The organism is Vibrio sp. Y51_MX_L26, from assembly GCF_024181935.1.
Taxonomy (GTDB): domain Bacteria; phylum Pseudomonadota; class Gammaproteobacteria; order Enterobacterales; family Vibrionaceae; genus Vibrio; species Vibrio diabolicus.
In genome coordinates this window covers 1-24,877 of record NZ_JAMZAS010000004.1, presented here as the reverse complement: position 1 = coordinate 24,877, position 24,877 = coordinate 1, and the positions used below count along the sequence as shown (strand labels likewise).

Below are 24,877 nucleotides of genomic sequence, written 5' to 3'. Positions count from 1 at the left end.
GATGCATGAGCGTCAATTCGAGCTTCCTGCCGGCAAAATGGCAGCCCTTGAGATAGGGAACGAGAAAACGGCTGACTTGTCAGTCGTTTTTCTTCATGGGTGGTTAGATAATGCGGGCAGCTTTAAAGCGCTCATGGAGCAGTTGAACCAACTTAATCCTCACTTACACCTCCTCGCCATCGATCATTTTGGTCACGGTTTATCGAGTCATAAATCTCACGATAACTATTACCCCTTTCACGACTATATTGCCGATTTATATCAGTTGTTGGACGAATTATCGCCAAACAGACTGATATTAGTAGGGCATTCACTTGGTGCTTTAATCGCAAGTTGCTATAGTGCTGCGTTTCCAGAGCAGGTCGAAGCTCTTGTGCAAATTGAGGGAGCAGGACCTCTTACTGAAGATCCTACTAACAGTTTGCCTCGTCTTCGCGATGGCGTTTTAAGTCGAATAAGACAGCAAAACAAGCCAGAGCGAGCCATTGCCTCCTTCGATCTGGCGTTAAAATTACGCGTGCAAGCCAACCAATTAACCGCTGAGCAGCTTCTGCCGATAGTCGAGCGAGGAACGGAGCAGCGAGGAGATAAATGGTATTGGCGGCATGACGCCAAGTTAAAATGTGCGTCGCTTTACCGAATGGCGCAAGCGCATGCTAACTCGATTACCAGCCAAATACGTTGTCCTCATTTGATCGTATTAGGCGATCAAGGATTTCAGAATTTACCATCTAACCAAGCTGATTGGGGAGAGAACCCGCCGCAAGTGGTTTCTGTCAAGGGTGGTCATCACTGTCATTTAGAGCAAATACTCGAGGTCGCAACGCGAATTCTTGGTGTAGTTAACAAAATTTAAACAAGTGTTTGAGAGTTGCGTGCTCAAGCACGTTCGCTGTGCTGTAATAGCTTTCAAAATAAAAAGGACGCTATTTTTTAGCCAGTTATAAACGAGGAGTAACATCGTGGATAAACCATGGCTTTCACGTTATCCAAGTGACGTACCTGAAACCATTAATCCAGAGCAATATGAGTCTTTGGTAGAAATGTTTGAGCAGTCTGTACAAAAATATGCAGACCAACCAGCATTCATGAACATGGGCTCGGTTATGACCTTCCGTAAATTGGAAGAGCGTAGTCGCGCATTCGCAGCGTATCTGCAAAACGAGTTAAAACTGCAAAAGGGTGACCGTGTTGCTCTGATGATGCCAAACCTACTGCAATACCCAGTGGCGTTGTTTGGTATTTTGCGTGCAGGTTGTATCGCCGTAAACGTTAACCCACTTTACACTCCTCGTGAACTTGAACACCAATTGAATGACTCAGGTGCGACGACGATTGTGATTGTATCTAACTTTGCGAACACGCTAGAACAAATCGTCGATAAAACACCAGTTAAACACGTGGTGTTAACCAGCCTTGGTCAAATGCTGCCACGAGCGAAAGGTACGATTGTCGATTTTGTCGTGAAGTACGTTAAGGGCATGGTGCCTAAGTACGATTTACCTGGTGCAATCTCAATGCGTCAGGCTCTACGTAAAGGTCGTCGTCTACAATACGTTAAACCGTTTATGTCTGGGGATGACATCGCATTCCTGCAATACACGGGCGGTACGACAGGCGTCGCGAAAGGTGCGATTCTGACTCACCGTAATATGATTGCGAACGTTTTACAGGCGAAAGGCGCGTACGGGCCGGTTTTATCTCCAGGCCGTGAATTGGTCGTGACAGCGCTACCGCTGTATCACGTATTTGCTCTTACCGTAAACTGTCTGCTGTTTGTCGAAATGGGTGGCCGTAACCTACTTATTACCAACCCTAGAGATATTCCAGGGTTCGTGAAAGAGCTACAAAAGCATCCGTTTACTGCGATCACGGGCGTGAACACCTTATTTAATGCTTTGATCAACAACGAAGACTTCCACGAGTTGGATTTCAGTAACCTACGTTTAGCCGTTGGCGGCGGCATGGCAGTGCAGCGCTCAGTGGCAGAAAGATGGCAGAAGACCACGGGTTGTTACCTACTAGAAGGCTACGGCCTGACCGAGTGTTCTCCATTGGTTGCGGCATACCCGCATGACCTTGTTGAATACAATGGATCGATTGGTCTGCCTGTGCCATCAACAGAAGTTCGTATTGTGGACGAAGAAGGCAACGCTCTTGCGAATACTGAAACTGGTGAACTTCAAGTTCGCGGTCCTCAGGTTATGCAAGGCTACTGGCAACGACCGGAAGCAACGAAAGATACGATCAACGAAGACGGTTGGTTATCAACGGGCGACATTGTTAAGTTCGATGACGAAGGCTTCCTGCACATCGTTGACCGTAAGAAAGACATGATCTTGGTATCAGGCTTTAATGTTTACCCGAACGAAATCGAAGACGTTGTAGCACTGCACGGCAAAGTCCTTGAAGTGGCTGCTATTGGTCAACCGCACGAAGTCTCTGGTGAATTAGTGAAGATCTACGTCGTGAAGCGCGACCCGAGCTTGACCAAAGATGAAGTGATTACGCATTGTCGTCAGCACTTAACTGGCTACAAAGTACCTAAGTTGGTTGAGTTCCGTGAAGACCTCCCTAAAACCAATGTCGGTAAGATCTTGCGTCGTGTTCTGCGTGAAGAGAACGACGCTGAACTCGCGAAGAAAAGCGCATAAGCCGATTTCGTCGAGTCGAGAGATTTAAAAAATGATAGAATGCCAGCGTTTTGCTGGCATTTTTTATAGCGAGAAGTATGTGAATTATCAAATTATTACCAAAAACAAAGACCTAGAAGAAGTTTGCATTCACGCCCGAGAGGCAGATGTAGTGATGTTGGATACCGAATTCGTCCGTATTCGCACTTTCTACCCGCAGTTAGGTCTGATTCAGCTTTTCGATGGTAATCGCCTCTCGCTGATTGATCCGACCGAATTAACGGATATGACGCCGTTCGTAGCGCTATTAAAAGATACTTCCGTGTTAAAAGTGCTGCATGCCTGCGGTGAAGATTTAGAAGTTTTCCAAAATGCATTTGGTTGTACGCCGTTCCCTATGGTAGATACTCAGTTGATGGCGGCCTTTCTTGGCCACGGTCTATCAACAGGCTTTGCAACGCTGGTGGAAGAATATTTAGGTGTTGAGCTCGACAAAAGTGAGTCACGTACTGACTGGATGGCTCGTCCACTGACACAAAAGCAATTAGACTATGCTGCTGCAGACGTGCATTACTTGCTACCGTTATACGAAAAGCTTTTCGATAAGGTGACGCAAGCAGGTTGGTGGGAAGCCGTACAACAAGAAAGTGATTTGTTGGTTTCAAAACGCATTCGCGTCACTAATGAGGAGAATGCCTACCTTGATATTAAAGGTGCTTGGCAGTTAAAACCTTCTGAGCTGGCGATTTTAAAGCCTCTAGCGACGTGGCGTTACCGTGAAGCAATCAAACGAGATTTAGCGCTGAACTTTATCTTTAAAGAAGGTGACCTGTTAACAGTCGCTCGTCTTGGCTTAACTAACTTTAAGAAGATGGAAGCGGAAGATATTGATATCCGAGCGATTAACCGCCATGGCGCGAAGATTGCCGCTATTGTTAAACAAGCGAAGCAAACACCTTCTGAAGAGTATCCAGCGAAAATTGAACGCTTAATGGATTATCCAGGTTACAAACAAGTCTTCAAAAATATGAAAGACATAGTGAAATCGGCGTCGCAGAAGTCTGGCTTAGCGACGGAGTTCCTTGCTTCTAAAAAGCAGATTAATCAGCTGATCAGTTGGGTGTGGAAAAAAGATCGCGATCCAGAAGTGTTGCCTGACTTGATGCAGGGATGGCGTTTGGATCTGCTCGGCGACAAGATGAACAAAGCATTAAAGTAATAAAAGATTAAAAGGTTGGCCTCGGTGCCAACCTTTTTCATTCTAATCTGAGCATTCAATCTCGTGAGGAAAAGTGGTTTATTTCTCGTCGTCTGGTAGCTTCACATTGAGCTCAAGAACTGAGATATCGTCGTCCTTGTGCTCAAATGTTAAGTCAACCATATTTGGATCAATTGCCACGTACTTACTGATCACCTTCAAGATGTCCTCTTTCAATTGAGGTAAGTAAGAAGGCGCTGGATCATTTTGGCTGCGGCGCTCAGCAACAATGATTTGCAAACGCTCTTTAGCTAGATTCGCAGAAGTTTTCTTCTGTGGACGGAAAAATTCTAATAATGACATGTCTAGCCTCCAAAGAGTCGTTTAAAGAGTCCTTTCTTCTCCTCAGTAAGGAAACGAAATTCAACCTGATTGCCTAATAAGCGATCAACGGTGTCAGAGTAAGCCATACCTGCATCGGTGTTATCGTCAAAAGTGACTGGCACACCTTTGTTTGACGCGTTAAGCACGGCTTGGCTTTCTGGAATCACGCCCAGTAGTGGAATATGTAAGATCTCCTCTACGTCTTCAACGCTTAGCATTTCGCCTTGAGTGACGCGAGATGGGTTGTAGCGAGTCAGTAGCAGGTGCTGTTTTACTGGCTCTAGCCCTTGTTCTGCACGCAGGGACTTAGAATCTAAAATACCGAGAATGCGGTCAGAGTCACGCACAGAAGAGACTTCTGGATTCGTTGTGACAATGGCTTCATCGGCGTAGTACAAGGCCATCAATGCGCCTTGTTCGATACCTGCTGGTGAATCACAAATAATGAAATCAAAGCCCATTTCATCAAGTTCGCCGAATACGCGCTGAACACCATCTTTTGTCAGTGCGTCTTTATCACGAGTTTGAGAAGCAGGAAGAATGAATAGGTTGTCCGTGCGCTTATCTTTGATCAGCGCTTGGTTTAATGTCGCTTCGCCGTTAATGACGTTTACAAAGTCATACACGACACGGCGCTCACAGCCCATGATTAGGTCGAGGTTACGCAAACCGATATCAAAATCGATCACCGCGGTCTTTTTTCCCTTCAGAGCTAGACCAGAGGCGATGGCTGCGCTTGAAGTGGTTTTACCAACGCCACCTTTACCAGACGTTACTACAATAATGCGTGCCATTTTTTTTCCTTTTTAGATTAAATCGCGAGAACTTCTAAATGCAATGATTCATCGGCTTTACTGATCATTACTTTCTTTTGCCAGTACTCGCTTTCAATTTGATCGCTTAACCAGTAGTCACCCGCAATGGATACCAGTTCTGCTTGTAAATCGTGGCAAATAATACGCGCTTCCTGCTGACCACTTGCGCCTGCAATCGCACGGCCTCGAAGTGTGCCATGGATATGAATAGAGCCGTCAGCGATGACTTCAGCACCAGCACTTACGTGCGCTAACACCACCAAATCACCATCTTTCGCGTAGATCTGTTGTCCTGATCGAACAGGCGTGCGAACTACTTTCGTTGGTGCCATTTTGGCTGGCGCCTGGCTTGGTGATTTGCTTGCCGACATAATGGCGAAGCCAGCTTCGGAAGCAAGATTTTGTACACGCTTGTCTTTACAGCCCGTTACACCGACCGGAATAAAACCAGCATCTGAGATGCCTTGTTTAAGCTTAGGGAAATCAATGTCGCCTTGTACTTTTGCTATATTGATTACCAAAGGCGCGGATGCAAAAAAAGAAGGTGCTTGAGAAACTTTTTCTTGCAAAAATTCGACAGTCTTTGCGATCTCATTGTCAGAAAGGTGTAAAACTGACAATGTAAAACTGCTACCTTTAAGGTCTGGTGAATGGGTCATCGTGGACTTCTTGCCTTTATTGAAAGAGCGTTGCCTTAAACTAGGTCTGTCATGTTATATTTCATCCTTTGACGCAGCAAGTTCTCTCGTGGGCAAATAGGTGAATTAATCTCAAATTTGCTATTAAGTTTGCGAGAATTTGACGTTTTCAACCTAATCCGCACTCAACGCGGCTAAATCAGCATAAAAGGCGTGTCATGCTTTGTTCTATTTATAAAAGCTCGAAAAAAGAAGGTACTTATCTCTATATTCCGAAAAAGGATGATTTTTCACAGGTTCCTGACACCTTAATGCAGATGTTCGGTAAGCCTATCGCTGTTATGACGATTAAACTTGATGGCCGTAAATTGGCACAAGTTGATATCGAAAAAGTGAAGGCTTCATTGCAAAATGATGGCTTCTTTTTGCAGGTTCCGCCTCCGCCGGAGAACCTACTAGAAAAGTACAAAGAACAAAAAGCCCAGCAGAAAGGCGAATAACGTCATCGTTTTTCATCTGGGATTTCTGCCTTGCTCAAGGAGGGCAATATGAAAAAAATACTGGCTACCATGCTTAGCGTTGGTGTGTGTACCTCGGCTTTTGCAAGTAGCGAGGGTTTCGATGAATACTTGAATAAGCTGCGTGCTGAAGCGCGTGATAAAGGTATCTCAGAGCAGGTCATTAGTGCTGCTTTTGCGAATGTTGAGTACAAGCCTCGAGCAGTAAAAGCGGACCGAAACCAGCCAGAGAAGAAACTGACGTTGGATGAATACATTCCTCGCGCGGTGCCTGAATGGAAGGTGAAGCAAGCAAGACAACTCTATAAAGAGCATTACACCGAGCTAAAGCGTATAGGCGATGAGTACGGTGTGCAGCCTCGCTTTATCGTGGCGCTGTGGGGTGTAGAAAGTAACTTTGGTAAATTTACGGGTAACTTCAAAGTGATTGACGCGTTGTCGACAATGGCATTTGAAGGTCGTCGTGAAGAGTTTTTCCGTAAAGAGACCATGTCGGCATTGCAGATCCTCGATCAAGGCCATATCGAGCTAGATAATTTTAAAGGTTCTTGGGCTGGTGCGATGGGACAGTGTCAATTTATGCCAAGCTCTTTCCTACGTTTTGCCGCTGACGGCAACGGGGATGGTAAAAAAGACATTTGGCAATCTGAAGCCGACGTATTTGCATCAACCGCTAACTATTTGAGCAAGTCCGGCTGGGATGACAAATACACTTGGGGTCGCCAAGTGAAAGTTCCTAAAGGCATTGATCGCAGCTTAGAAGGGCGCACAGCTGAAAAAGGTAAATACCTTCAGGAGTGGAGCAAACTTGGCATCACAAAATACGACGGTAGTCCGTTGCCAAAACTGGATGAAGACATCAAAGCATGGTTGATCATGCCGGACGACGAAAATGGTCGTACGTATCTGGTTTACAATAACTACAACGTACTGATGAAGTGGAACCGCTCTTACTACTTCGCACTCGCCGTGAGTCACTTGGCTGACCGAATTAAATACTGAGCTGTTATCAAATAATCACTTGGCATCCAGTATTCAATATGAGGGCTCTTCGGAGTCCTTTGTTTTCCCTATAATCAAATCGAGGTAAAGCGTGTTATCTGAACGTGCTGCACAAATGGTGATCTTCTCCGCTCTTCTTAAACATAAAAGTTTCACGGCTGCTGCAAAGAGCTTAGGCGTGTCGGTGTCTCATGTGAGTAAGCAGTTGAGCCAGCTAGAAGCGTCTCTTGGTATCAAGCTTGTTCAACGCACTACGCGAAGCTTTACGCCGACTGAGGCAGGAAAAACCTTTTTTCATCACTGTGAGCAAGTAGTACAAGCGGTGAGCAGTGCTACATTAGAGATGGAAACCCAGCGGGATGAAGTGGCAGGCTTAGTGCGTCTTGGTTTGTCGCAATCATTCGGTACCTTGCACATTATCCCTGCAATTCAAGAGTTGCGCGAACTGTATCCTCAACTTCAAGTGGAGGTGCATTTGTTTGACTATAAGGTCGATATGTTAGCCGAAGGGCTCGATTTATGGGTGACCAACAACGAGCATTTGCCTGAAGGCTACATTGCGCAGCGTTTGACGGATTGCCAGTTTGTTGTGGCGGCATCACCAGATTACTTATTGAAACATGATACGCCAACAGAGCCGGATGACTTGTCTTCTCACAACTGTCTTATATACAGAAGCTGGGAGCGTGACTATACGGGGTGGGCGTTTACTAAAGATCAGCAGGAGTTGAACGTAAAAGTTTCGGGCAACTATTCAGTGGATCTGGCAGAAGCCGTTCGGGATGCCGCTATTGCAGGTTGGGGCATTGCCTACCTTGCCACTTACTTACTGGGTGATGAGTTTAGAACGGGTAAGTTAATACAGTTGTTACCGGACTGGAAAGCAAGCCAGTCGATGCCGTTTTATGCGGTGTATCCAAGCCGCCAACATATGCCAAAAAAAATATCCGCAGTGATTAACTTCATCAAACAGAAGATCGGTAACCCGTGTCATTGGGATCAACGTCTAGCGCCTTACATCTCTATTCCTAAGTAACAGGATCAATGACGTTATTGAACGGCACATAAGGTGATTCACTTCACAAAAATTTTTCCAGAACTAGAAACATCTTTTCTATATGGAAACAATAAAAATAAGCAAACGTTTATATTTATATAATTCAATGCCTTATGATTAAGGTCAATTATTGGGCGCTTAAACTTTTCACACTGTTAACATCCTCAACTTGCAGCATTTTGAGTCCGCTATACAATCCGGTGCCTTCCATATCCCCCTTCTGTCGGATTCATTTTATGAACTCAATTATTGGTATCGTAGCCATACTATTCGTAGCATGGCTACTTTCTACAAATAGAAAAAATATAAAGCTGAGAACAGTGTCGTTTGCGTTTGCTTTGCAGGTACTGTTTGCGTTGTTGGTTTTATATGTACCAGCAGGACGAGATGCGCTGAATTCAGTGAGCAGCGTTGTGTCGAATTTGATCAACTATGGTCAAGAGGGCATTGCGTTTTTATTCGGTAATTTGGCGACAGGGGGCTTCACCTTTGCGATCAATGTTCTGGGTATCATCGTTTTCTTCTCCTCTCTTATCTCCGGTCTTTATCACATTGGTGTGATGCCAAAAATCATCAACTTTATCGGTGGCGGTATTCAAAAGCTGCTGGGTATCGGTCGCGCGGAGTCTTTGTCTGCAACGGCGAATATTTTTGTTGGCACCATTGAAGCGCCATTGATGGTAAAGCCATACCTAAAGCACATGACCGACTCGCAGTTCTTTGCGGTGATGACAGGTGGTTTGGCTTCTGTTGCTGGTGGAACGTTGGTCGGTTACGCGTCACTGGGCGTTGACCTTAACTACCTGATCGCTGCCGCATTTATGTCGGCACCTGCGGGCTTGTTAATGGCAAAAATCTTAATGCCAGAAGATACGGATAAAGCAGCAGATATCGACATTAGCCAAGTTGAAATTCCACGTGCAACCAACGTAGTAGAAGCATTAGCCGATGGTGCAATGGCGGGTGTACGCATTGCTGTATCGGTAGGTGGTACGCTATTGGCGTTCATCAGTGTCATTGCAATGTTAAACGGCATGCTAGGTTGGATTGGTGACCTTGTTGGGACGCCACTAAGCTTCGAGCTGATCCTAGGTTATGTATTCGCACCTGTCGCTTGGTTATTAGGTGTGCCATGGCAAGAAGCAACCACAGCAGGCTCGCTGATTGGTAATAAGATTGTGGTGAATGAGTTCGTTGCTTTCATCCAGCTTGCTGAAGTGAAGTCTCAACTCAGTGAACACTCACAAGCAATCGTGACGTTTGCTTTGTGTGGTTTTGCAAACATCTCAAGCATGGCGATGCTGATTGGTGGGTTGGGCTCATTGGTACCTGAAAAGCGTGCATTTGTTTCTAAACATGGTTTCCGTGCGATTATCGCTGGTGTGATGGCGAACTTAATGAGCGCTTCAATTGCGGGCGTGATTTTAAGTCTGTAACTGAAAGAGATACCTAAAATTAGCAAAAAGGCTCCTTGCGGAGCCTTTTTCGTATCTGAAGTTTACGTTATTTGTCTGTGTGGAACTGCTCGCAAGCGAGCATCGTGTTCTCAATTAAGCTTGCGACGGTCATTGGGCCAACACCACCAGGGACAGGAGTAATAAAGCTCGCACTTTCACGTGCTTTATCGTATTCCACGTCGCCAACTAGCTTGCCTGAATCAAGACGGTTAATGCCGACATCGATAACTACTGCACCTTTCTTAATCCACTCTCCAGGGATGAAGTTTGGCTTACCAACCGCAACCACGACAACGTCCGCTTGACGCACATGACTCTCTAGGTCTTTGGTAAAACGGTGACATGTTGTTGTCGTGCAGCCCGCAAGCAGCAGCTCAAGTGTCATTGGACGACCAACAATGTTTGATGCACCGACCACAACAGCATGTTTACCACGTAGCTCAATGTTGTAACGGTCGAGTAGGGTAATGATGCCCTTTGGCGTGCAAGAGCGAAGCTTTGGAATACGCTGCGCAAGACGACCAACGTTGTAAGGGTGGAAGCCATCCACGTCCTTCTCTGGGTGAATGCGCTCTAAAACATGTGTTGTGTCGATGCCCGCAGGAAGGGGTAATTGCACTAGAATGCCGTCAATTTCATCATCGTTGTTTAATTCATCAATCAGCGCTAGTAACTCTTCTTGTGAGCTAGACGCAGGAAGGTCAAAAGACTTAGAAACAAACCCAACTTCTTCACATGCGCGGCGTTTGCTGCCGACATAAACCTGAGAAGCAGGATCTTCACCAACTAGAACCACTGCTAAACCAGGAGCACGTAGCCCTGCTTCAACACGCGCTTTAACACGTGCAGCCACTTCGGATCGAACAGTTTGGGAAATGAGAGTTCCGTCTATATTTTGAGCAGTCATGACTTTCCTTATAAATTAAGAAGGCAAATTATCTGCGGCGCATTGTCGCAGAATTTCTTATTAACATCCATACGCAAACGTTTGCTTTGTGGTGTTTTTGAACATTAAGCGTTTTGATGGACTTTTTTTAGGCATTCAGATCAGAATGTTATGAAAACCCGTTGATTTACCCGTTTGAACTCGTATAATCCTGTCCCTGTAGCGCGCCCTTAGCTCAGCTGGATAGAGCACGTCCCTTCTAAGGATGTGGTCATTGGTTCGAATCCAATAGGGCGTGCCATTTATTCAAAAGCCCCGATAACTCTTTGAGTTGTCGGGGCTTTGTCGTTTTTAGGTTTTTGGCAGTAATTGCCACTCTATCTACAACTTTTGAATGGCATTCTAGCCATTGCAATTTCTAGCAATCTGGATAGCCACCAACAAAAAAGCGCTGGTTAACCAGCGCTTTTGCATTTACTAAGGGCATTACATCTTTTTAAAGATGATGGAGGTGTTGATGCCGCCAAAGGCGAAGTTGTTACTCATCAAATATTTCACGTCCAGCTCTCGGCCTTGTCCGGCAATGTAGTCTAAATCGCCACATTGCTCGTCGAGGTTTTCTAGGTTGAGCGTTGGGTTGAACCAACCTGTGTGCATCATTTCTAAACCTAGCCACGCTTCAATTGCGCCACACGCGCCTAGTGTGTGGCCAAAGTAGCTCTTGAGTGAACTTATTGGCACTTTGCCCAGAGCATTCGCTGTTGCGTTGCTTTCCGCAATATCGCCGCGGTCGGTGGCAGTGCCGTGAGCAGATACATAGTCGATCTTCTCAGCAGGAATGCTCGCGTTTTGCAAAGCCATTTCCATACAGATTTGCATGGTTTCCATCTGTGGTTGAGTGACGTGTGCGGCATCACAGTTGCTGGCAAAACCGATGATTTCTGCATAGATTTTCGCGCCACGAGCGACGGCGTGTTCGTACTCTTCCAGAACCAGCGTTCCCGCACCTTCACCAATCACCAAACCATCGCGATCGGAGTCATAAGGTCTTGGTGTGCTTTTCGGGTCTTCATTCTTCAGACTGGTGGCAAAAAGGGTATCGAAGACAGCGGATTCCGTTGGGCACAATTCTTCAGCGCCACCAGCAACCATTACTGTCTGGTAGCCGTGCTTGATCGCTTCGTAGGCATAGCCGATTGCTTGGCTGCCAGAGGTACATGCACTGCTGGTCGGGATCACTCGGCCTTTCAAACCGAAAAATAGACCAACGTTCACTGCCGTAGTGTGCGGCATCATCTGCACGTAAGTCGTTGCGGTGATCGCTTTAGTGGTTTTCTCATTCAGCATGACACCAAATGCGCCGATTGCGTCAGTACTGCCTGTTGATGAGCCGTATGCGATACCCGTTTGACCATTGGTGAGTACGTCGTTACCAATCAAACCTGCTTGGTTTAGTGCGTTTTCTGTTGCGACGGTCGCCAATTTGGAAACACGCCCCATGCCGCGTACTTGCTTGCGCTTGTAGTGCTTTGGCAGTTCAAAATCTAAAATGGGTGCCGCGAGCTTGGTGTTCAAACCATCATACTGTTCGTAAGAAGGCATGTATTGCGTCGCGTTCAGGCAGTCACGCAGTTTCGGTTCGACAGACTGCCAATCGTTACCAAACGCAGTCACGCCCGACATTCCGGTTACAACAACTCGACGGCTCATACTAGGCCTCCGTTTACCGAAATGACTTGGCGAGTTACATAGCCTGCGATGTCAGACATAAGGTAACTGACTAAACCAGCGACTTCTTCTGGCTCTCCCATGCGGCGCAAAGGAATTTGCGGCATCGCGTGTTCTTTTACGTGTTCGTCTACCATGCCTGTGTCGATAAGTCCCGGTGCAACGCAGTTAACGGTGATTTTGCGTTTTGCCAGTTCAAGTGCGAGTGATTTTGTTGCACCAATTACGCCCGCTTTTGCTGCGCTGTAGTTGGTTTGACCACGGTTACCCATCAGGCCAGAGACTGATGCAAGGGTAACAATTCGGCCGCCTTTGCGCTTTTGCACCATAGGCATAACACAAGGGTGAAGAACGTTGTAGAAGCTATCTAGGTTGGTATGAATCACACCATCCCATTCTTCTTCGGTCATCGCAGGGAAAGCGGTATCTTTTGTGATGCCAGCATTGTTCACGACGCCATAGTAAGCGCCGTGTTTGGCGATATCGGCTTCTAGCTTCTCACGACAATCTGCACGGTCACTGATGTCGAATTGGATAAGACGACCGTTACCACCATGCTGTTCGATGGTGTCTAGGGTGTCTTGCGCGCCTTGTTGATCGCCCATGTAATGGACAATGATTTGGAAACCATCTTTGGCTAACTGAACGGCAATGGCTTTACCGATGCCTTTGCTGGCACCTGTAACGAGGACTTGTCGGGTCATTGTTGACTCCTGATTTTCATTTCTTGTAATTTTGCTTCTGATGGAACGTAAACGTTCAATTGGCAAGTCGCTACAACAGTTCCTTGTAGCTCAATACGGGCTGAAAAAACCGCCATACCGTTATCTTCCATAACTTTTTCAGCATACACATCGAGCACCTGTCCGCGAGAAAACGTATCGCATTCAGACGTGTATCGACGGCTACCAAGCAAAAAGCCAATCGGTGGCGCTTGTTCTTTCATTAATGCGTGGTAACCAGACCACGCCGCGACAGATTGCGCCATAAACTCAATGCCAACGTAAGCTGGCACAGTTTGAGAGGCCAAGTCGAAGAACGGGTTGTGTTCTGCGATATCAACCTGGCAGTGAATCGTATCTTGTTGAACATCCAAGGCACGATCGACCAAAATCATTGGTTTGTCGTGTGGCAAAAGTTGTTCGATGGGAGGAAGTTTAGTCATGAGCGTAACCAAAAATAAGACTAATATTGTTGCCACCAAAAGCAAAAGAGTTGCTGAGAATCGCTTTGTTACCCAGTTTGGTTGGCGTCTCAACTAACGATATATGGATATCGTCTGCTTTGGTTTCGCAGTGTTGCATTGGCAAGTCAAGGTTGTACTTGAGAATATGCCAAGCGATCGCGGCTTCCGTTGCACTTGCAGCGCCTAATGTGTGTCCGGTAAGTGGCTTTGTCGAGCTTACGGGAACGGAGTCACCAAAGCAGCGATGAATGGCTTTGCTTTCCATCGCATCGTTTAACGGAGTTGCTGTGCCATGTGCGTTGATGTAACCAATGTCTTGCGCTGTAAGTCCTGCATTGGTCAATGCTTTTTTCATCGCTTCTTCTGCGCCTAACCCTTCTGGGTGTGGTGCGGAAATGTGGTGCGCGTCTGAGCTATCGCCAGCTCCGAGAAGGGCAACGGGCGCAGGTGTTTTGCTTAGCAACATTAATGCTGCGGCTTCGCCGATATTGATGCCGTTGCGATGTTGGTCAAACGGCTTACACAGGGTATCGGATAGGGCTTCTAAACCGTTAAAGCCGTTTAGTGTGAGGCGACAAATGGTATCCACACCACCCACAATGACCGCATCAACAATGCCCGAGCGAATCAGGCGTTGCGCGGTTAAAAAGACACGACCACTAGAAGAACAGGCGGTTGAAACTGAGTAATGTGGGCCGCTCAAATCAAAGTAGGCGGCAATAAAATCGCTGCAGTTGCCAAGCTCTTGTTTGGTGTAATGGTAGTCAGCAGGAAACTTGCCGCTTGCCAGCTTTTCGCCAAATGCGATTTCGCCATCTGAAATGCCAGATGTGCTGGTGCCGATCACGACTGCGATACGGTCACGACCATATTTAGCAATGGCTTCACGCACGTCGCTTTCGATTTGCTGCAAAGCCGACAGTGCGAGGCGGTTGTTTCTCGTATCAAATTGGCTGAGTGCGGTCGGTAATTGCGGTAACGTCTGTGCAATTCGACCGATTACGGTTTGGCGGCCTGAATTTAAAATATCTTGGTCAACCACCATGTTGGATGGCTTCGCTCCCGATAAACACTGGTGGATGAGCGCGTCATCTTGTCCCATGGCAGAGTGAAAGCCACAGGCCTGAATATACAAAGGTTGAGAAGAGCGAATAGGCATATTGTTATTCTAAATTGTTCTTAATTAATCTGATGTTGCAGTGTTTGAATAGAAACTGAAAACTGATGTTTGAGGTGATGAAAATCAATCTCACCCTCTAACTTGTTCGAAGAGCTGTATTGAATCTCAATGATCTTTTCACCGTCGCTATCAAAGATGGCGCGAGAATTATTTTTATCAATAATTCGCCACCTTACCTCATTTAACGATCCTTCCCAAGCGGAACTCGGCCAGAGCGTGATCATCAGGTTAAATAATACCTGTTCTGGCTGCGGTAGCGAACCTTGTAAACCGTTGAGCACTTCGGTTTGAATTTGTTTTCCATCGTAAGACAATGACAGTACTCTTGTCCCCCAGGATGAGAAGCCTGCTAGCACCACTTCGTTGTTGGTTACTTGCAGTTGTACCGGAAGTTGCTCAGATGTGGTTTTACCATCTATTGCCCAAGAAGCCGTAATCAACTGACTGGCAGACAACTGGTAGCCCAAGCTTGCGGGAGTGGGCAAGCTAACTTGGGGGTGCTCGTCAATGTCGACCTGAGGCGTCGATTGGTGAGGGACCAAGCTGCATGCACTTAAAAACAGGCTCAGTGCGAATAACGTCGCGCAGCGAAAGGCGTGATTGAAAATCATGACGTCGTTTCCTCTGTTTTAATTGCAATCGGAGAGAGCAGCCAAGCGACAAAAATACCACTTAACACCGTAATGCCGAAACTGTGAATTGCGTGAGTTTGGCTGAGTGACAGCAACCCAAATGACAACACTGTGGTGATTGCCGAAAGGGTGATCGCCAATAGTGTGCTCACACTGCGGGCTTTCTCGGCAAAGAACAGAGTGTAATCGATCCCTATACCAAGAATGAGCACCAAGCCAAGCAAGTTGAACAGGTTTAATGTTGTTCCCATCGCGACAGCCGTTGCCAGACCGCAGGCGCAAGCAATCAATGATGGCAGTAAAACTCGCCAACTGTGTTGCAGACCGTACCGCTTGATTAACACCAGAAAGATCACAGTACTGGCGGCTGCCAACAGCTCCATGATTTTGATTCGGTATTCACCAAATAGGGCGGAAATTTCTTCTGCTTTGTTTAGGTAAACAACATCAGACTGCGATTTGGCAAATGCCTTAACAACGGCGGAGTCTTGCAATTGGTTTAACACCACTACCGTTGCAGATTTTCCTTTGATCTTACCCAAATGGAGAAAACGCACAGGCGCTGATACTAGGTTTTGCAAGTACTGATCAACCGTGACAGGGATAAAGTCGGCGTCCATTTTAGGCTTTTTACTTAAGCTCAGTCCGGAAGCTAGTGGGCTGGATTGTGTCGCGTAAAGATCGCGAATCAATTGATAGTCTTGTTGCTGACGCTCCACCGAGCTCAAGTAGCGACTCAGACTCTGGTAGCTTTCGATGGTGCTGTCCGCTTTCCACGCTTCTAATGTTGGCGTCAAAGACTCCAGCTTTTTCATTAGGTTTTCGTCATCGTCGGCGGTAACGACCAACATTTGCTGAGAAGATTGCATGCCACTGAGCGTCGTAATCAAGGTTTCTTGCTGCTTGAGATCGTTCGGCATCGTTTGCAGCAGACGAATGTCGTCATCGTAGTTCAATTGCAGCAAGAAAAAGCCACTCACAACCACACATAACATCGGCAATCCGACTTTAATTCGAGGTTGATTCCAAAGCGTTAGCCATTTCACCAACAATGATTGTCCTGGTAAGTTCGAAATGGATCGCGATGGGTTACGAGCCAGTATCGGATACCAAGCCACCACGGTGATGTAAGCGGCAATCAGACCAATGGATGAAAACAGCGCAAGCTGCTGCAAACCAGGAAACGGTGCCACCAACATGCCCAAATAGCCGATCAAACTGGTGATTAAGCCCAGTGTGATAGCTATGAAAATATGCTTTAACCCTTGCTCGCTATCCCATTCATTTCCCGCCGCAAGACGTTCCGTTAGGTAGTGGAATGCGTAGTCGATAGACACACCGATTAAACTTGCGCCAAACACTAAGCTGAACAGATGGACTTTTCCAAAAATCCACGTCGTAACGGACAACGCAACGAGCAAACCAATGGTGATGGAAAGCAGTGCCAGAGACAGTGGCATCACACTACGAAAGACCAACACGAACAATGCAATGATACCGAGCAGAGAGAACACACCGATGGTGCTGATCTCCGATTTTGCATTTTGCGTACCAAAGTCGGCGTAAAATAGAACGCCAGTATGTGCGACTTCAGCGCCATATTTCTGCGCGACGCTTTGTTCTAGCGCTTGAATATCAGGGACTGCAAGCTGCCCAGTTAGGCTATAAGGCGACTCTTTTAGCTCGGCAGTAATAAGCAAGTATTGAGCACCGTCTTTTTCGACGGACAGATAGCCGTTATCCAACCGGAAAGAGGACGATTGATGGGTAACTTGGCTTAGATAATCCCGAAATAGCAAGAAAGGGTCATTTTGTAACTCTTGCCCAGTCACCCCAGAAAACGGGTTGTACAGAGACTGAATCACATGCTGCACTTGCTGTTCTGGATTTTGGCTTAAACGCTCTCGTTGTTCAGGTGTCAGCAATTGGAAGCGGTGCTTAAAGTAGTAACTTGCCCAAGCTTGCTGTTCTTGAGGTGAGATCTTTCCCACCACATCGCGAAAATGATTACTCTGACGCAACCCCTTATCAAATTCAGCGGCCGCTGCAAAAAGGGCATTTTTGTCCGGCGCTGTGATCACGAAAATGACTTTGTCGCTCATACTTGCCGAGACCGACTCAAAGGCTTGCTCAGCCACCGGGTTTTGTTGGTTCTTCGGCAGCAGTTTTAAAATGTTGGTCTCAATCGGAGATTCTGCACTCCAACCCCATTGTTTGAGTAGCAACGCGCCCGCTAAAACAACGAGATTGAGCCAAACAATAGCAAAGGTGTGAGTGCCGAGACTGAGTTTAGAAACGGAATTGAGCGTCTTCGGCATCCGTGAGTTCCTGAGGTAGAGAGGTCTGGTTCGTAAACGTGATTTCGGTTTTATCGCCGCGCAGCTCTTGTAGGGTTAGGCGATCAATGTGCGTTTTACCTGAAAGGGTGATGGCTTTAAACACTGCATTTAATGGCGACTGTTTTGGCTCTAAAATGAGCTGCCACTGATTGTTCTCAACTGAAAAATCGAGTGTGAATTGTTCTTGCAGTGCAGAAGTATCCCCGTGGAACACGGATAAAAACACATGGCTAAAGTAGAACGCCATTGGGTTTTCTTCTGCAGAGATCGTTTTCGGAGCTTGGTCGGCAAAAGTCTGACGAAGTTTGTTTTCCGTCAATACCAAATTGACTGCGAAAGGTTCTGCTTGTTGCCACAACAAGCCATGTGTTTTGCTCAGTGTGAACTGACCTTTAGAGGTTAGAGGTTGACTGAACATTTCCAGATGACGCTGCTGCGTAAAATCTCCGCGTACGATTTCATGCTGAGACAACTGCTGCTGAAGCGATGCCAAATCCGTTACGTTTGCAGTCGGTGTGGCCAGTGCTGGAACAGAAAATATCAGCAAAAAAGAGAGTAACCACTTTTGCATTAGTTCAGGCTCCCATGGTTGTGCCATTGCTCTACTTTATCTAAAAAAACAGCTGGAGAAACAAAGCACATCTCTTGCTTTTCAATGGATACGGCGACTTGCGTTGTATGCGCTTTGCACATACGTTGATTCGTTTCGGCGTCGTAAATCACGTAATCCACACGTAAGCGGTTTTCCCACTCAGTGAGTTGCGCGGTAATGCGAATGGTGTGATTAAACGGAATCGCCTTCACGTATTTAACGCGCGTGTCGATGATCGGCCACATGTACCCAGAGTCTTGCATATCGCGATAGCTGTATTGGAGCTTCTCCATCAGCACACGACGTGCTTCTTCAAAATATCGAAAGAAGTTGCCGTGATAAATCACGCCCATCGGGTCAGCATCTTGGAATGAGGTGACCATTGTCACCTCTACTTCTAACGGGTAGAGAACCTGCTCTTGCATTATACCTCCGCGTAGAGTGGCCAATGACGTTGCTGAATGCGTTCAATGAAATGACGCAAATCTTGTTCCAATGGGCGATCTTCAATCACAAATTCAAACTCGCTCAGTACGGCGTCACGAATTACTCGCAAACTCTGACTCATGTGGTGTTCGTCCAATTCGTTATGACGGCGACGAATCTCAACCGCTTGAACGCTTGCTAGGAGTGAAGCCGCAGCAACTTGCTCTGTTAACTCAAGTACGCGTAGGCAATCACGAGCCGCAATGGTACCCATGCTCACTTTGTCTTGGTTGTGACATTCGGTTGAGCGAGAAAAAACGCTCGCTGGCATGGTGTTTTTCAACGCTTCTGCCGTCCAAGCTGAGATACCAATCTGAACCGCTTTAAAACCGTGGTTGATTGGTTTACGCTCGCCTTCTGCACCGGTTAAGTTAAACGGCAGGCCGTTATTGAACTTGTAATCCATCAGTTGCGCCATCTGACGGTCCAGCAAATCAGCTAAGTTGGCAATGTTCACTTTCAACGTATCCATCGCCATTGCGATATGACCACCGTAGAAGTGACCGCCGTGCAGAACGCGCTCGTTGTCGCCATCGATGATTGGATTGTCGTTGGCACTATTTAGTTCATTCTCAATTAATTGACGTAGCCAAGGCAGTGAGTCTTGCACCATGCCAATCACGTGTGGCGCACAACGCAGCGAATAACGATCTTGCAGTCGGTCGCTATTGCGTGGCGGACGCTCAGCATTGAGATCATCACGCAGCCAAGCCGCAACTTGCTGTTGACCAGGGTGAGGTTTTACCGCAAACAACGCTTCATCAAAGTGGAAGTCATTACCTTGCATACCCACAGAGACCATCGCGGTAATCTTGGTGCAAAGCTGCGCTAGGTATTCTGCGCGTTTGTAGGCAAGACAGGCGAGGGCCGTCATCACGGATGTACCGTTCATTAACGCCAAACCTTCTTTTGGTTTTAGGCGAATTGGCTCAATGCCCAGCTCTGCAAACACTTCTTGTGTTGGTCGCACATCACCTTTGTAAAGCACTTCACGCTCGCCAATTAAGGTCGCCGCTAGGTAAGACAGAGGCGTCAAATCGCCGCTTGCGCCCACCGAGCCTTCTTGTGGAATACGCGGCGCAATGTCGTGATTGATAAGCGTAACGATTTGGTTCAACAGATCGTGAGACACGCCAGATACGCCTTGCGACAATGAACATAAACGTGTCGCCAACACCGCGCGAGCTTGCTCATGAGAGAGGATTTGACCTAAGCCACAACCATGGAAGCGTGTAAGGTGCAACGGAAGTTCATCCACAAGCGCGGGTGGAATCGCCACAGTACATGAATCGCCGTAACCCGTGGTCACGCCGTAAATAACGCCTTCTTCTTTCAGTAATCGTTCCAGAAACGCCACGCCACGATCAATTTTCGCGGTAAATTCTGGCGAGGTGTTCATGTTTGCCTTTGCACCTTGAGCAATGGCAACGACATCTTCGATGGTTAAAGATTGGGCACCAAAAGTGATGTTGTGATTATTGTTGTTTGTCATGTGGCTGATTACTTAAAGTCCAGAAGTTAAAAAAGTTATACCACTGTAACGGCGCGTGCAGTGTGTGGTGTTCTAATCTTTGTGCGTACTGTTGAACAACGCGTTCTAGTGCCTGCTGACGCTCCTTGCGTGGTAGCGTGATTTGGTCACTAAAGTGTTCAAAGTACACATTAAAATGCGGAGTGTTTGCTTCGTCGTCGCGTAGGCCGAAGAGTAGGTAAACCGGCGCTTTTAATACCGAGGCTAGCATGAATGGGCCTTGCGGGAATGGTGCGGGTTTACCAAGAAAATCTGCCCAAACGACACGATTTTCTTTGCTGGTGGAAGTGCGATCGCCAACGATCACTACCCATTCGCCTTGCTCGATTTTTTGTTGAAGTAGAATCGCGGTGTCTGGTCCCATTGAGCTGACTTGAATCAAATTCAGTTCCGAATTTGGGTTTACCGCCTTCATTACCGCATTAAATTGTTCAGCGTGTTGGGTAAATACCAAGGCATTGATTTTGACATGAGAGTGTCGACGACCAAGCGCGCGGCAGAGTTCGATATTGCCAAGGTGCGAGCCTAAAATGAGCACGCCTTGTTTTTTCTGCGCCATCTCTTCGAAATGATGTTGACCGTGAATGGTTAGGTTGTCGACATTAAAGTCACCTTGCCATGCTGCTAGTTTGTCGAGCATGGTTCGCCCAAAAGAAAGCAGATGATGATAGCTGTCCAACTGTTTTGGCAGTGCGATGTTCTGCTGCGCTGCGTAGCGCTGCAAGTTTTGCAGGTAAATCTCAGACGCTTCGCGGGCAGATTTACCCGTGAAGTGGTAGTAGCGCATGACTAACTTCAAAATCAGGTCGAACGCTTTTCTGCCGAACAAGCGGTAAACCGCGAGTAAGGTTTTGATGCCTAAAATCGTGCCTTGTTCTTTTCGTTTCGACCAGTGGGCATTACTGTCGTCTGTGTGACGGCGCTTTCTGGCGAGTAGTGAAGGGATGCGCGGCAACATGCCAAAAAATAGGCGAGTGTGCATCCAGCTTATCTTGACGTTATCCCACAATGCGTCGAAGTGGGAAATGCCACCTTCAGGGTAGATCACGCGCGTTGGAACAAAATCAATATCGACGCTTTCCCAATACATTCGCACCAGAATTTCGATATCAAAGTCCATGCGTTTGCCGATGTTGTACTTGTTCAACACGGCGACCGTTTTCGCCACTGGGTAGGCGCGAAAACCGCACATGCTGTCTTTGATAGACAGTGACAAGGTTTCTATCCACACCCAAACGTGCGTAGCGTAGCGACCATACAAACGGGATTTAGGTACGCTTTCGTCGTATATCGGTTGGCCAGAAATCAGGTTATCTGGTTTTGTTTCGCTGGCGCTGAGCAATTTCGGCAATGCTTCTAGGTCGTGTTGACCGTCTGCGTCTATTTGAATGGTGTGCGTAAAACCAAGCTGGTGAGCTTGATGTAGGCCAGCCATTACCGCGCCCCCTTTACCTTGGTTTTCGCTCAAACTAATCAGTTTTATCAGTCCTTGCTCACTCAAAGCTGAAAGCGCTTGTTTGGTGTCTTCATTGCTGCCGTCGTCCACGACCAGCACTGGCAAAGCGAAAGGGGATAACGACGCAACCACGTCTGCAATTGTGCTGCCGTGGTTGTAGCAAGGAATTAAAAAGCAGGGACGGTAATCACTCACGTGACTCACCCAGTTTCATTTTGCCTGAAGAGTGAGTCACCAAGGTTTCACCGTTTTTCGATGTGTACTTAAAGGTCAATTTCTCGCGCTCATTGTCCCAAGAGAGTGAGAGACAAACGTCGGTGTTTGGCAGAATCGGCTCTTGAAATTTGATGACTTCCATTCCTTTAAATACCTTGGGGGTGTTCAAATATTGAACGGCGTAGAACAACGCCCAGTCAATTTGAGTGACGCCGGGTAAAAGAGGAAAGTGACTGAAATGACCTTGGAAATCTAAGATGTCAGCATCCACACGCAGCGACAGCTCCGCGGTGTGGTCACTAACTTCAATATTCTGAATAGTTGGTTTTCTTTTATCCATGTTACTAGCTTTATTGGAATAGTTTTTCAATTTCAGCAACTTGGCGTTTGCCTTGGCTGTTCAATGGAATTTCGTCGACCACTCGGAATTTTCTCGGGATAGCGATCGGTTCTAGCCAATTGCGCAGTGCCTTGCGAAGCTCAAGCCAAAACTTGCCTTTACCAAGTTCATCAAGCACATTGCTGCCTTTATCGTTAAGTACGATGATCGAGACTAATGTGAGACGACCAGATTCTTCCATTGGGATCACCACGCTTTCTTGAACCCACGGCAGTTGCTCTAAACGTTTTTCCACTTCGACAAGAGAAATACGCTTTTCTTCGACTTTGACGATTCGGTCAGTGCGTCCACGCAATTCAAAAGAAATACTATCATGGAAATAGCATTCATCCGCAGTTTGGTACCAAGTGTTTTCATCAATGTGTGGCGAGCGGAGCTTTAAACAATTTTCATGGTTAAGCTTTGCTTCAATGCCAGGGAATAACGTCCAGGGAGTGCTAGCTACGTGCTGCTGACGGTGAGCGATGCCGCCGGTTTCTGTGCTGCCAAAAACTTCAATAGGAAGTGACCCAAACAACTGCTGGCTGTGCTGCGCCGCTTGGTTTGGCAAGGGGCCACCAGAAGAAAATACGCACCGAATCGCAACCGGATTGTGCTCTTCACTGAGTCGTTTTAGTAACGCAGGGCTGCTTACTAGCGTGGTGTCAGCATCGGCGTGATGGACAATTTGCTCTGGGAACTCTAGGTTGTGTGCTGAAAATGGACGTGCAGAGCACAAAGGCCACAATACGCGGAACAGCAAGCCGTAAATGTGTTGATGAGAGACGGTGCTTTCAACGCGTGTGTTGGCAACCGTGTCGCCCCACAGGTTGTCTAGAATAGCAACTTCGATATCGAGCTGTTTCAGCGTTTTTGCAATGGCTTTTGGTTTGCCGCTTGAACCCGAAGTGAATAGCGTCACTGGTATTTGTGCCAGATTCAATTCACGCCAAACATAAGGTTGGTCAACCTGTTGTTTGTTAGTCAATGTGGTTTCTAACAATGAACTAGCTTCGATTAAAAGCGAACTCACCTGTTCTGGAACCTTGACATCGGCATCATGCAGCAACAAATCGTAGTGATCACTGAGCTCTTTGAGTGCTTCTGGTTGGTAATTACCAGGTAATACAATGGATTTTCCTGCGTGGCAACAAGCGAAAAAGCCAACGGCAAACAGGTAGCTGTTGCCAAAACACAACGCAATGTTTTGCGTTGGTTGGGTTTCTAACTGCTGAGCAAGCGTTGCGACGTGCTGCTGGAAATCACCCCAAGTGATAACTGTGTCGCGATCGTAAGAGACAGGGGATTGCTCAGGCCTCTCTGCGACGAACAAGGTCGCTAGGGAGGTAAAGCTCGAATACGTTGTATTCATACGATTAGTGTTCCTTTCGAACAAATTGACGCACGATCCATTCTCCAGCGAACAAGCCACCAGCAAGTAAGTAGCTGATGAGGCCGTTATAAAGCGTCCATATTTTTACTGGTAGGAAACAGGTATAGAGCGCAACGGCAGCATTGAGCGTAAAAAAAACGCACCAAACCATCGTCACTTTGCGAGTGTAAGCCACGCCACTAGCTGGAAGGTCGGGCTCTTGCAAGCGAGCAAGCCTTTCAATGATTGATTGCGGCTGTTTTAAGCTCAGTCCAAAGACACACAGCATACATACATTGACAACCACAGGGTAAAACTGAAGCCACCCGTGTTGTTTAAACACCATGCCAAGTGTAATTAAAACAATGCCAATAGCGCCCGTAGCGAGCGCCAAGAATTTAAACTCTTTTAGTGGGGTCTTATTTGCGACGAAAACACGCAAAAGTAACGCAGCAATTAACAAGCCCCCGACTAAGTTCAAGCCAAATTTATCTATACCGAAATAGACAGCGAAGGGGTAGGCAAACAGTACAATTGCAGACAGACCAGTCAGCAATTGGCGCATTAACTTTCCTTCAATAACTCGGTGACGGCGTTAACCACATCGTCAACGGTTCTTACAGCACTAAACTCTGCTGGCTTGATTTTTTTGCCAGTGACATTCTGTAGGTGTACGACCAAATCAACGGCGTCAATGCTATCAAGGTCGAGATCTTGGTATAAGTGCGCATCTGACTGAATGTCGGCTGCGTCAATTTCGAACAGCTCAACAAGCGCATCTTTAACTTGTTCAAATACTTGATCTTTATTTACATCAGTCATGAATATACCTACAACTTATTCATTAGTTTGAGAAGAAACGTATTTCGCTAGGTTTGCTACAGAAGCAAAGTGTTCGCGCGTGTTTGAGTCGTCGGCATCAATAACGATGTTGTATTGTTTTTTAATTGCGAGTCCAAGCTCAAGTGCATCGATAGAATCTAAGCCAAGTCCATCACCAAAAAGTGGTGCATCCGTTTCAATATCATCTACGGTTAAATCTTCAAGGTTTAAAGCATCAATAATAAGTTGCTCCCGATTTCAGATAATAAGTGCGACATTCATGGAAAGGTGTAGAAGAGGAAGCCAACTGCTGAAAGTGGTACGCTCTTCTCGCCAAAGAAACAAGCAGTACTACCATGAATTATCAGCA

26 protein-coding genes and 1 tRNA gene are annotated in these 24,877 nt (G+C 46.8%); 8 read left to right on the top strand and 19 right to left on the bottom strand.

Annotated features, from left to right (window positions below):
* The first annotated feature begins 1 nt into the window (after position 1).
* The 3 genes from NL645_RS11245 to rnd all read left to right on the top strand — a co-directional run bounded on the left by NL645_RS11245 (position 2) and on the right by rnd (position 3,852).
* Positions 2-856, top strand: coding sequence for an alpha/beta fold hydrolase (locus NL645_RS11245; RefSeq protein ID WP_006743344.1), 855 nt, complete (start codon positions 2-4; stop codon positions 854-856).
* 106 nt (positions 857-962) lie between these two features.
* The gene (gene fadD, locus NL645_RS11240; RefSeq protein ID WP_005396044.1) at positions 963-2,654 is read left to right on the top strand and encodes a long-chain-fatty-acid--CoA ligase FadD; all 1,692 of its coding nucleotides are present in this window, start codon (positions 963-965) and stop codon (positions 2,652-2,654) included.
* Between the two features lie 79 nt (positions 2,655-2,733).
* Entirely contained in the window at positions 2,734-3,852 is a 1,119-nt protein-coding gene (gene rnd, locus NL645_RS11235) for a ribonuclease D (protein WP_054867852.1), read from the top strand.
* A 78-nt stretch (positions 3,853-3,930) separates the two neighbouring features.
* Here the strand turns inward: rnd and minE are convergent, their stop codons facing one another.
* From minE to minC, 3 genes are read right to left on the bottom strand one after another with little or no spacing between them, the layout of a single operon-like run.
* On the bottom strand, positions 3,931-4,194 hold the full coding sequence (gene minE, locus NL645_RS11230; RefSeq protein WP_005396037.1) for a cell division topological specificity factor MinE: 264 nt from the start codon (positions 4,192-4,194) through the stop codon (positions 3,931-3,933).
* Positions 4,195-4,196: 2 nt separating this feature from the next.
* A complete protein-coding gene (minD, locus tag NL645_RS11225) occupies positions 4,197-5,009 on the bottom strand; it encodes a septum site-determining protein MinD (RefSeq protein ID WP_005388331.1) in 813 nt (270 codons plus the stop codon).
* A 17-nt stretch (positions 5,010-5,026) separates the two neighbouring features.
* Positions 5,027-5,689 carry a septum site-determining protein MinC gene (gene minC / locus NL645_RS11220; protein WP_005382304.1) on the bottom strand — a complete coding sequence of 221 codons (663 nt, stop codon included), beginning with the start codon at positions 5,687-5,689 and terminating at the stop codon, positions 5,027-5,029.
* Positions 5,690-5,886: 197 nt separating this feature from the next.
* Between minC and NL645_RS11215 the strand changes: the two genes are divergently transcribed.
* The 4 genes from NL645_RS11215 to NL645_RS11200 all read left to right on the top strand — a co-directional run bounded on the left by NL645_RS11215 (position 5,887) and on the right by NL645_RS11200 (position 9,681).
* The gene (locus tag NL645_RS11215) at positions 5,887-6,168 is read left to right on the top strand and encodes a YcgL domain-containing protein (RefSeq protein WP_005382303.1); all 282 of its coding nucleotides are present in this window, start codon (positions 5,887-5,889) and stop codon (positions 6,166-6,168) included.
* Positions 6,169-6,216: 48 nt separating this feature from the next.
* Positions 6,217-7,188: a lytic transglycosylase domain-containing protein gene (locus NL645_RS11210; RefSeq protein WP_048626139.1), complete on the top strand. Its 972-nt coding sequence runs from the start codon at positions 6,217-6,219 to the stop codon at positions 7,186-7,188.
* 91 nt (positions 7,189-7,279) lie between these two features.
* Positions 7,280-8,224: a LysR family transcriptional regulator gene (locus NL645_RS11205; protein WP_005396032.1), complete on the top strand. Its 945-nt coding sequence runs from the start codon at positions 7,280-7,282 to the stop codon at positions 8,222-8,224.
* Positions 8,225-8,481: 257 nt separating this feature from the next.
* The gene (locus tag NL645_RS11200; RefSeq protein ID WP_031780514.1) at positions 8,482-9,681 is read left to right on the top strand and encodes a NupC/NupG family nucleoside CNT transporter; all 1,200 of its coding nucleotides are present in this window, start codon (positions 8,482-8,484) and stop codon (positions 9,679-9,681) included.
* A 67-nt stretch (positions 9,682-9,748) separates the two neighbouring features.
* Here NL645_RS11200 and folD read toward each other — a convergent pair whose 3' ends face one another.
* Positions 9,749-10,609 (bottom strand): bifunctional methylenetetrahydrofolate dehydrogenase/methenyltetrahydrofolate cyclohydrolase FolD, encoded by an 861-nt coding sequence (folD, locus tag NL645_RS11195; RefSeq protein ID WP_253651722.1) that lies wholly within the window; start codon positions 10,607-10,609, stop codon positions 9,749-9,751.
* Between the two features lie 203 nt (positions 10,610-10,812).
* On the opposite strand from folD, the gene NL645_RS11190 reads away from it, so the two are divergent.
* Positions 10,813-10,889 (top strand) — tRNA-Arg (locus tag NL645_RS11190).
* Positions 10,890-11,074: 185 nt separating this feature from the next.
* On the opposite strand, the gene NL645_RS11185 is transcribed toward NL645_RS11190, so the two are convergent.
* From NL645_RS11185 to NL645_RS11115, 15 genes are read right to left on the bottom strand one after another with little or no spacing between them, the layout of a single operon-like run.
* On the bottom strand, positions 11,075-12,298 hold the full coding sequence (locus NL645_RS11185; RefSeq protein WP_253651721.1) for a beta-ketoacyl-ACP synthase: 1,224 nt from the start codon (positions 12,296-12,298) through the stop codon (positions 11,075-11,077).
* Positions 12,295-13,020 (bottom strand): 3-oxoacyl-ACP reductase FabG, encoded by a 726-nt coding sequence (fabG, locus tag NL645_RS11180; RefSeq protein WP_046874235.1) that lies wholly within the window; start codon positions 13,018-13,020, stop codon positions 12,295-12,297. The genes NL645_RS11185 and fabG overlap by 4 nt, the downstream gene beginning before the upstream one ends.
* Positions 13,017-13,481, bottom strand: a complete 465-nt coding sequence (locus tag NL645_RS11175) for a hotdog family protein (RefSeq protein WP_253651720.1) — start codon at positions 13,479-13,481, stop codon at positions 13,017-13,019. The genes fabG and NL645_RS11175 overlap by 4 nt, the downstream gene beginning before the upstream one ends.
* On the bottom strand, positions 13,474-14,661 hold the full coding sequence (locus NL645_RS11170) for a beta-ketoacyl-[acyl-carrier-protein] synthase family protein (RefSeq protein ID WP_253651719.1): 1,188 nt from the start codon (positions 14,659-14,661) through the stop codon (positions 13,474-13,476). Before NL645_RS11170 ends, NL645_RS11175 begins: the two co-directional genes overlap by 8 nt.
* A 20-nt stretch (positions 14,662-14,681) precedes the next feature.
* Complete coding sequence (locus NL645_RS11165) at positions 14,682-15,293, bottom strand: DUF3261 domain-containing protein (protein WP_253651718.1); 612 nt, start codon at positions 15,291-15,293, stop codon at positions 14,682-14,684.
* Positions 15,290-17,632, bottom strand: coding sequence for an MMPL family transporter (locus tag NL645_RS11160; protein WP_253651717.1), 2,343 nt, complete (start codon positions 17,630-17,632; stop codon positions 15,290-15,292). The genes NL645_RS11165 and NL645_RS11160 overlap by 4 nt, the downstream gene beginning before the upstream one ends.
* On the bottom strand, positions 17,604-18,224 hold the full coding sequence (locus NL645_RS11155) for an outer membrane lipoprotein carrier protein LolA (protein WP_253651796.1): 621 nt from the start codon (positions 18,222-18,224) through the stop codon (positions 17,604-17,606). Before NL645_RS11155 ends, NL645_RS11160 begins: the two co-directional genes overlap by 29 nt.
* Entirely contained in the window at positions 18,224-18,670 is a 447-nt protein-coding gene (locus NL645_RS11150; RefSeq protein WP_253651716.1) for a thioesterase family protein, read from the bottom strand. The genes NL645_RS11155 and NL645_RS11150 overlap by 1 nt, the downstream gene beginning before the upstream one ends.
* Entirely contained in the window at positions 18,670-20,223 is a 1,554-nt protein-coding gene (hutH, locus tag NL645_RS11145) for a histidine ammonia-lyase (protein WP_017448720.1), read from the bottom strand. The genes NL645_RS11150 and hutH overlap by 1 nt, the downstream gene beginning before the upstream one ends.
* Positions 20,207-21,913 carry a glycosyltransferase family 2 protein gene (locus NL645_RS11140; protein ID WP_253651715.1) on the bottom strand — a complete coding sequence of 569 codons (1,707 nt, stop codon included), beginning with the start codon at positions 21,911-21,913 and terminating at the stop codon, positions 20,207-20,209. Before NL645_RS11140 ends, hutH begins: the two co-directional genes overlap by 17 nt.
* Positions 21,906-22,274, bottom strand: coding sequence for a 3-hydroxyacyl-ACP dehydratase (locus NL645_RS11135; protein WP_031850164.1), 369 nt, complete (start codon positions 22,272-22,274; stop codon positions 21,906-21,908). Before NL645_RS11135 ends, NL645_RS11140 begins: the two co-directional genes overlap by 8 nt.
* Before the next feature lie 10 nt (positions 22,275-22,284).
* Complete coding sequence (locus NL645_RS11130) at positions 22,285-23,685, bottom strand: AMP-binding protein (protein ID WP_253651714.1); 1,401 nt, start codon at positions 23,683-23,685, stop codon at positions 22,285-22,287.
* Positions 23,686-23,689: 4 nt separating this feature from the next.
* Positions 23,690-24,250, bottom strand: a complete 561-nt coding sequence (locus NL645_RS11125; protein WP_253651713.1) for a hypothetical protein — start codon at positions 24,248-24,250, stop codon at positions 23,690-23,692.
* Positions 24,250-24,507, bottom strand: coding sequence for an acyl carrier protein (locus tag NL645_RS11120; protein WP_005382279.1), 258 nt, complete (start codon positions 24,505-24,507; stop codon positions 24,250-24,252). Before NL645_RS11120 ends, NL645_RS11125 begins: the two co-directional genes overlap by 1 nt.
* Positions 24,508-24,522: 15 nt before the next feature.
* Positions 24,523-24,750 (bottom strand): phosphopantetheine-binding protein, encoded by a 228-nt coding sequence (locus NL645_RS11115; protein ID WP_253651795.1) that lies wholly within the window; start codon positions 24,748-24,750, stop codon positions 24,523-24,525.
* Between the last annotated feature and the right edge of the window lie 127 nt (positions 24,751-24,877).

What these genes read in the sequence shown, in the direction of transcription:
- NL645_RS11245 (WP_006743344.1), top strand. Translation starts at nt 2, where the DNA reads ATGCATGAGCGTCAATTCGAGCTTCCTGCCGGCAAAATGGCAGCCCTT.
- minE (WP_005396037.1), bottom strand. Translation starts at nt 4,194, where the DNA reads ATGTCATTATTAGAATTTTTCCGTCCACAGAAGAAAACTTCTGCGAAT.
- minD (WP_005388331.1), bottom strand. Translation starts at nt 5,009, where the DNA reads ATGGCACGCATTATTGTAGTAACGTCTGGTAAAGGTGGCGTTGGTAAA.
- minC (WP_005382304.1), bottom strand. Translation starts at nt 5,689, where the DNA reads ATGACCCATTCACCAGACCTTAAAGGTAGCAGTTTTACATTGTCAGTT.
- NL645_RS11215 (WP_005382303.1), top strand. Translation starts at nt 5,887, where the DNA reads ATGCTTTGTTCTATTTATAAAAGCTCGAAAAAAGAAGGTACTTATCTC.
- NL645_RS11210 (WP_048626139.1), top strand. Translation starts at nt 6,217, where the DNA reads ATGAAAAAAATACTGGCTACCATGCTTAGCGTTGGTGTGTGTACCTCG.
- NL645_RS11200 (WP_031780514.1), top strand. Translation starts at nt 8,482, where the DNA reads ATGAACTCAATTATTGGTATCGTAGCCATACTATTCGTAGCATGGCTA.
- folD (WP_253651722.1), bottom strand. Translation starts at nt 10,609, where the DNA reads ATGACTGCTCAAAATATAGACGGAACTCTCATTTCCCAAACTGTTCGA.
- NL645_RS11185 (WP_253651721.1), bottom strand. Translation starts at nt 12,298, where the DNA reads ATGAGCCGTCGAGTTGTTGTAACCGGAATGTCGGGCGTGACTGCGTTT.
- fabG (WP_046874235.1), bottom strand. Translation starts at nt 13,020, where the DNA reads ATGACCCGACAAGTCCTCGTTACAGGTGCCAGCAAAGGCATCGGTAAA.
- NL645_RS11175 (WP_253651720.1), bottom strand. Translation starts at nt 13,481, where the DNA reads ATGACTAAACTTCCTCCCATCGAACAACTTTTGCCACACGACAAACCA.
- NL645_RS11170 (WP_253651719.1), bottom strand. Translation starts at nt 14,661, where the DNA reads ATGCCTATTCGCTCTTCTCAACCTTTGTATATTCAGGCCTGTGGCTTT.
- NL645_RS11165 (WP_253651718.1), bottom strand. Translation starts at nt 15,293, where the DNA reads ATGATTTTCAATCACGCCTTTCGCTGCGCGACGTTATTCGCACTGAGC.
- NL645_RS11160 (WP_253651717.1), bottom strand. Translation starts at nt 17,632, where the DNA reads ATGCCGAAGACGCTCAATTCCGTTTCTAAACTCAGTCTCGGCACTCAC.
- NL645_RS11155 (WP_253651796.1), bottom strand. Translation starts at nt 18,224, where the DNA reads ATGCAAAAGTGGTTACTCTCTTTTTTGCTGATATTTTCTGTTCCAGCA.
- NL645_RS11150 (WP_253651716.1), bottom strand. Translation starts at nt 18,670, where the DNA reads ATGCAAGAGCAGGTTCTCTACCCGTTAGAAGTAGAGGTGACAATGGTC.
- hutH (WP_017448720.1), bottom strand. Translation starts at nt 20,223, where the DNA reads ATGACAAACAACAATAATCACAACATCACTTTTGGTGCCCAATCTTTA.
- NL645_RS11135 (WP_031850164.1), bottom strand. Translation starts at nt 22,274, where the DNA reads ATGGATAAAAGAAAACCAACTATTCAGAATATTGAAGTTAGTGACCAC.
- NL645_RS11130 (WP_253651714.1), bottom strand. Translation starts at nt 23,685, where the DNA reads ATGAATACAACGTATTCGAGCTTTACCTCCCTAGCGACCTTGTTCGTC.
- NL645_RS11125 (WP_253651713.1), bottom strand. Translation starts at nt 24,250, where the DNA reads ATGCGCCAATTGCTGACTGGTCTGTCTGCAATTGTACTGTTTGCCTAC.
- NL645_RS11120 (WP_005382279.1), bottom strand. Translation starts at nt 24,507, where the DNA reads ATGACTGATGTAAATAAAGATCAAGTATTTGAACAAGTTAAAGATGCG.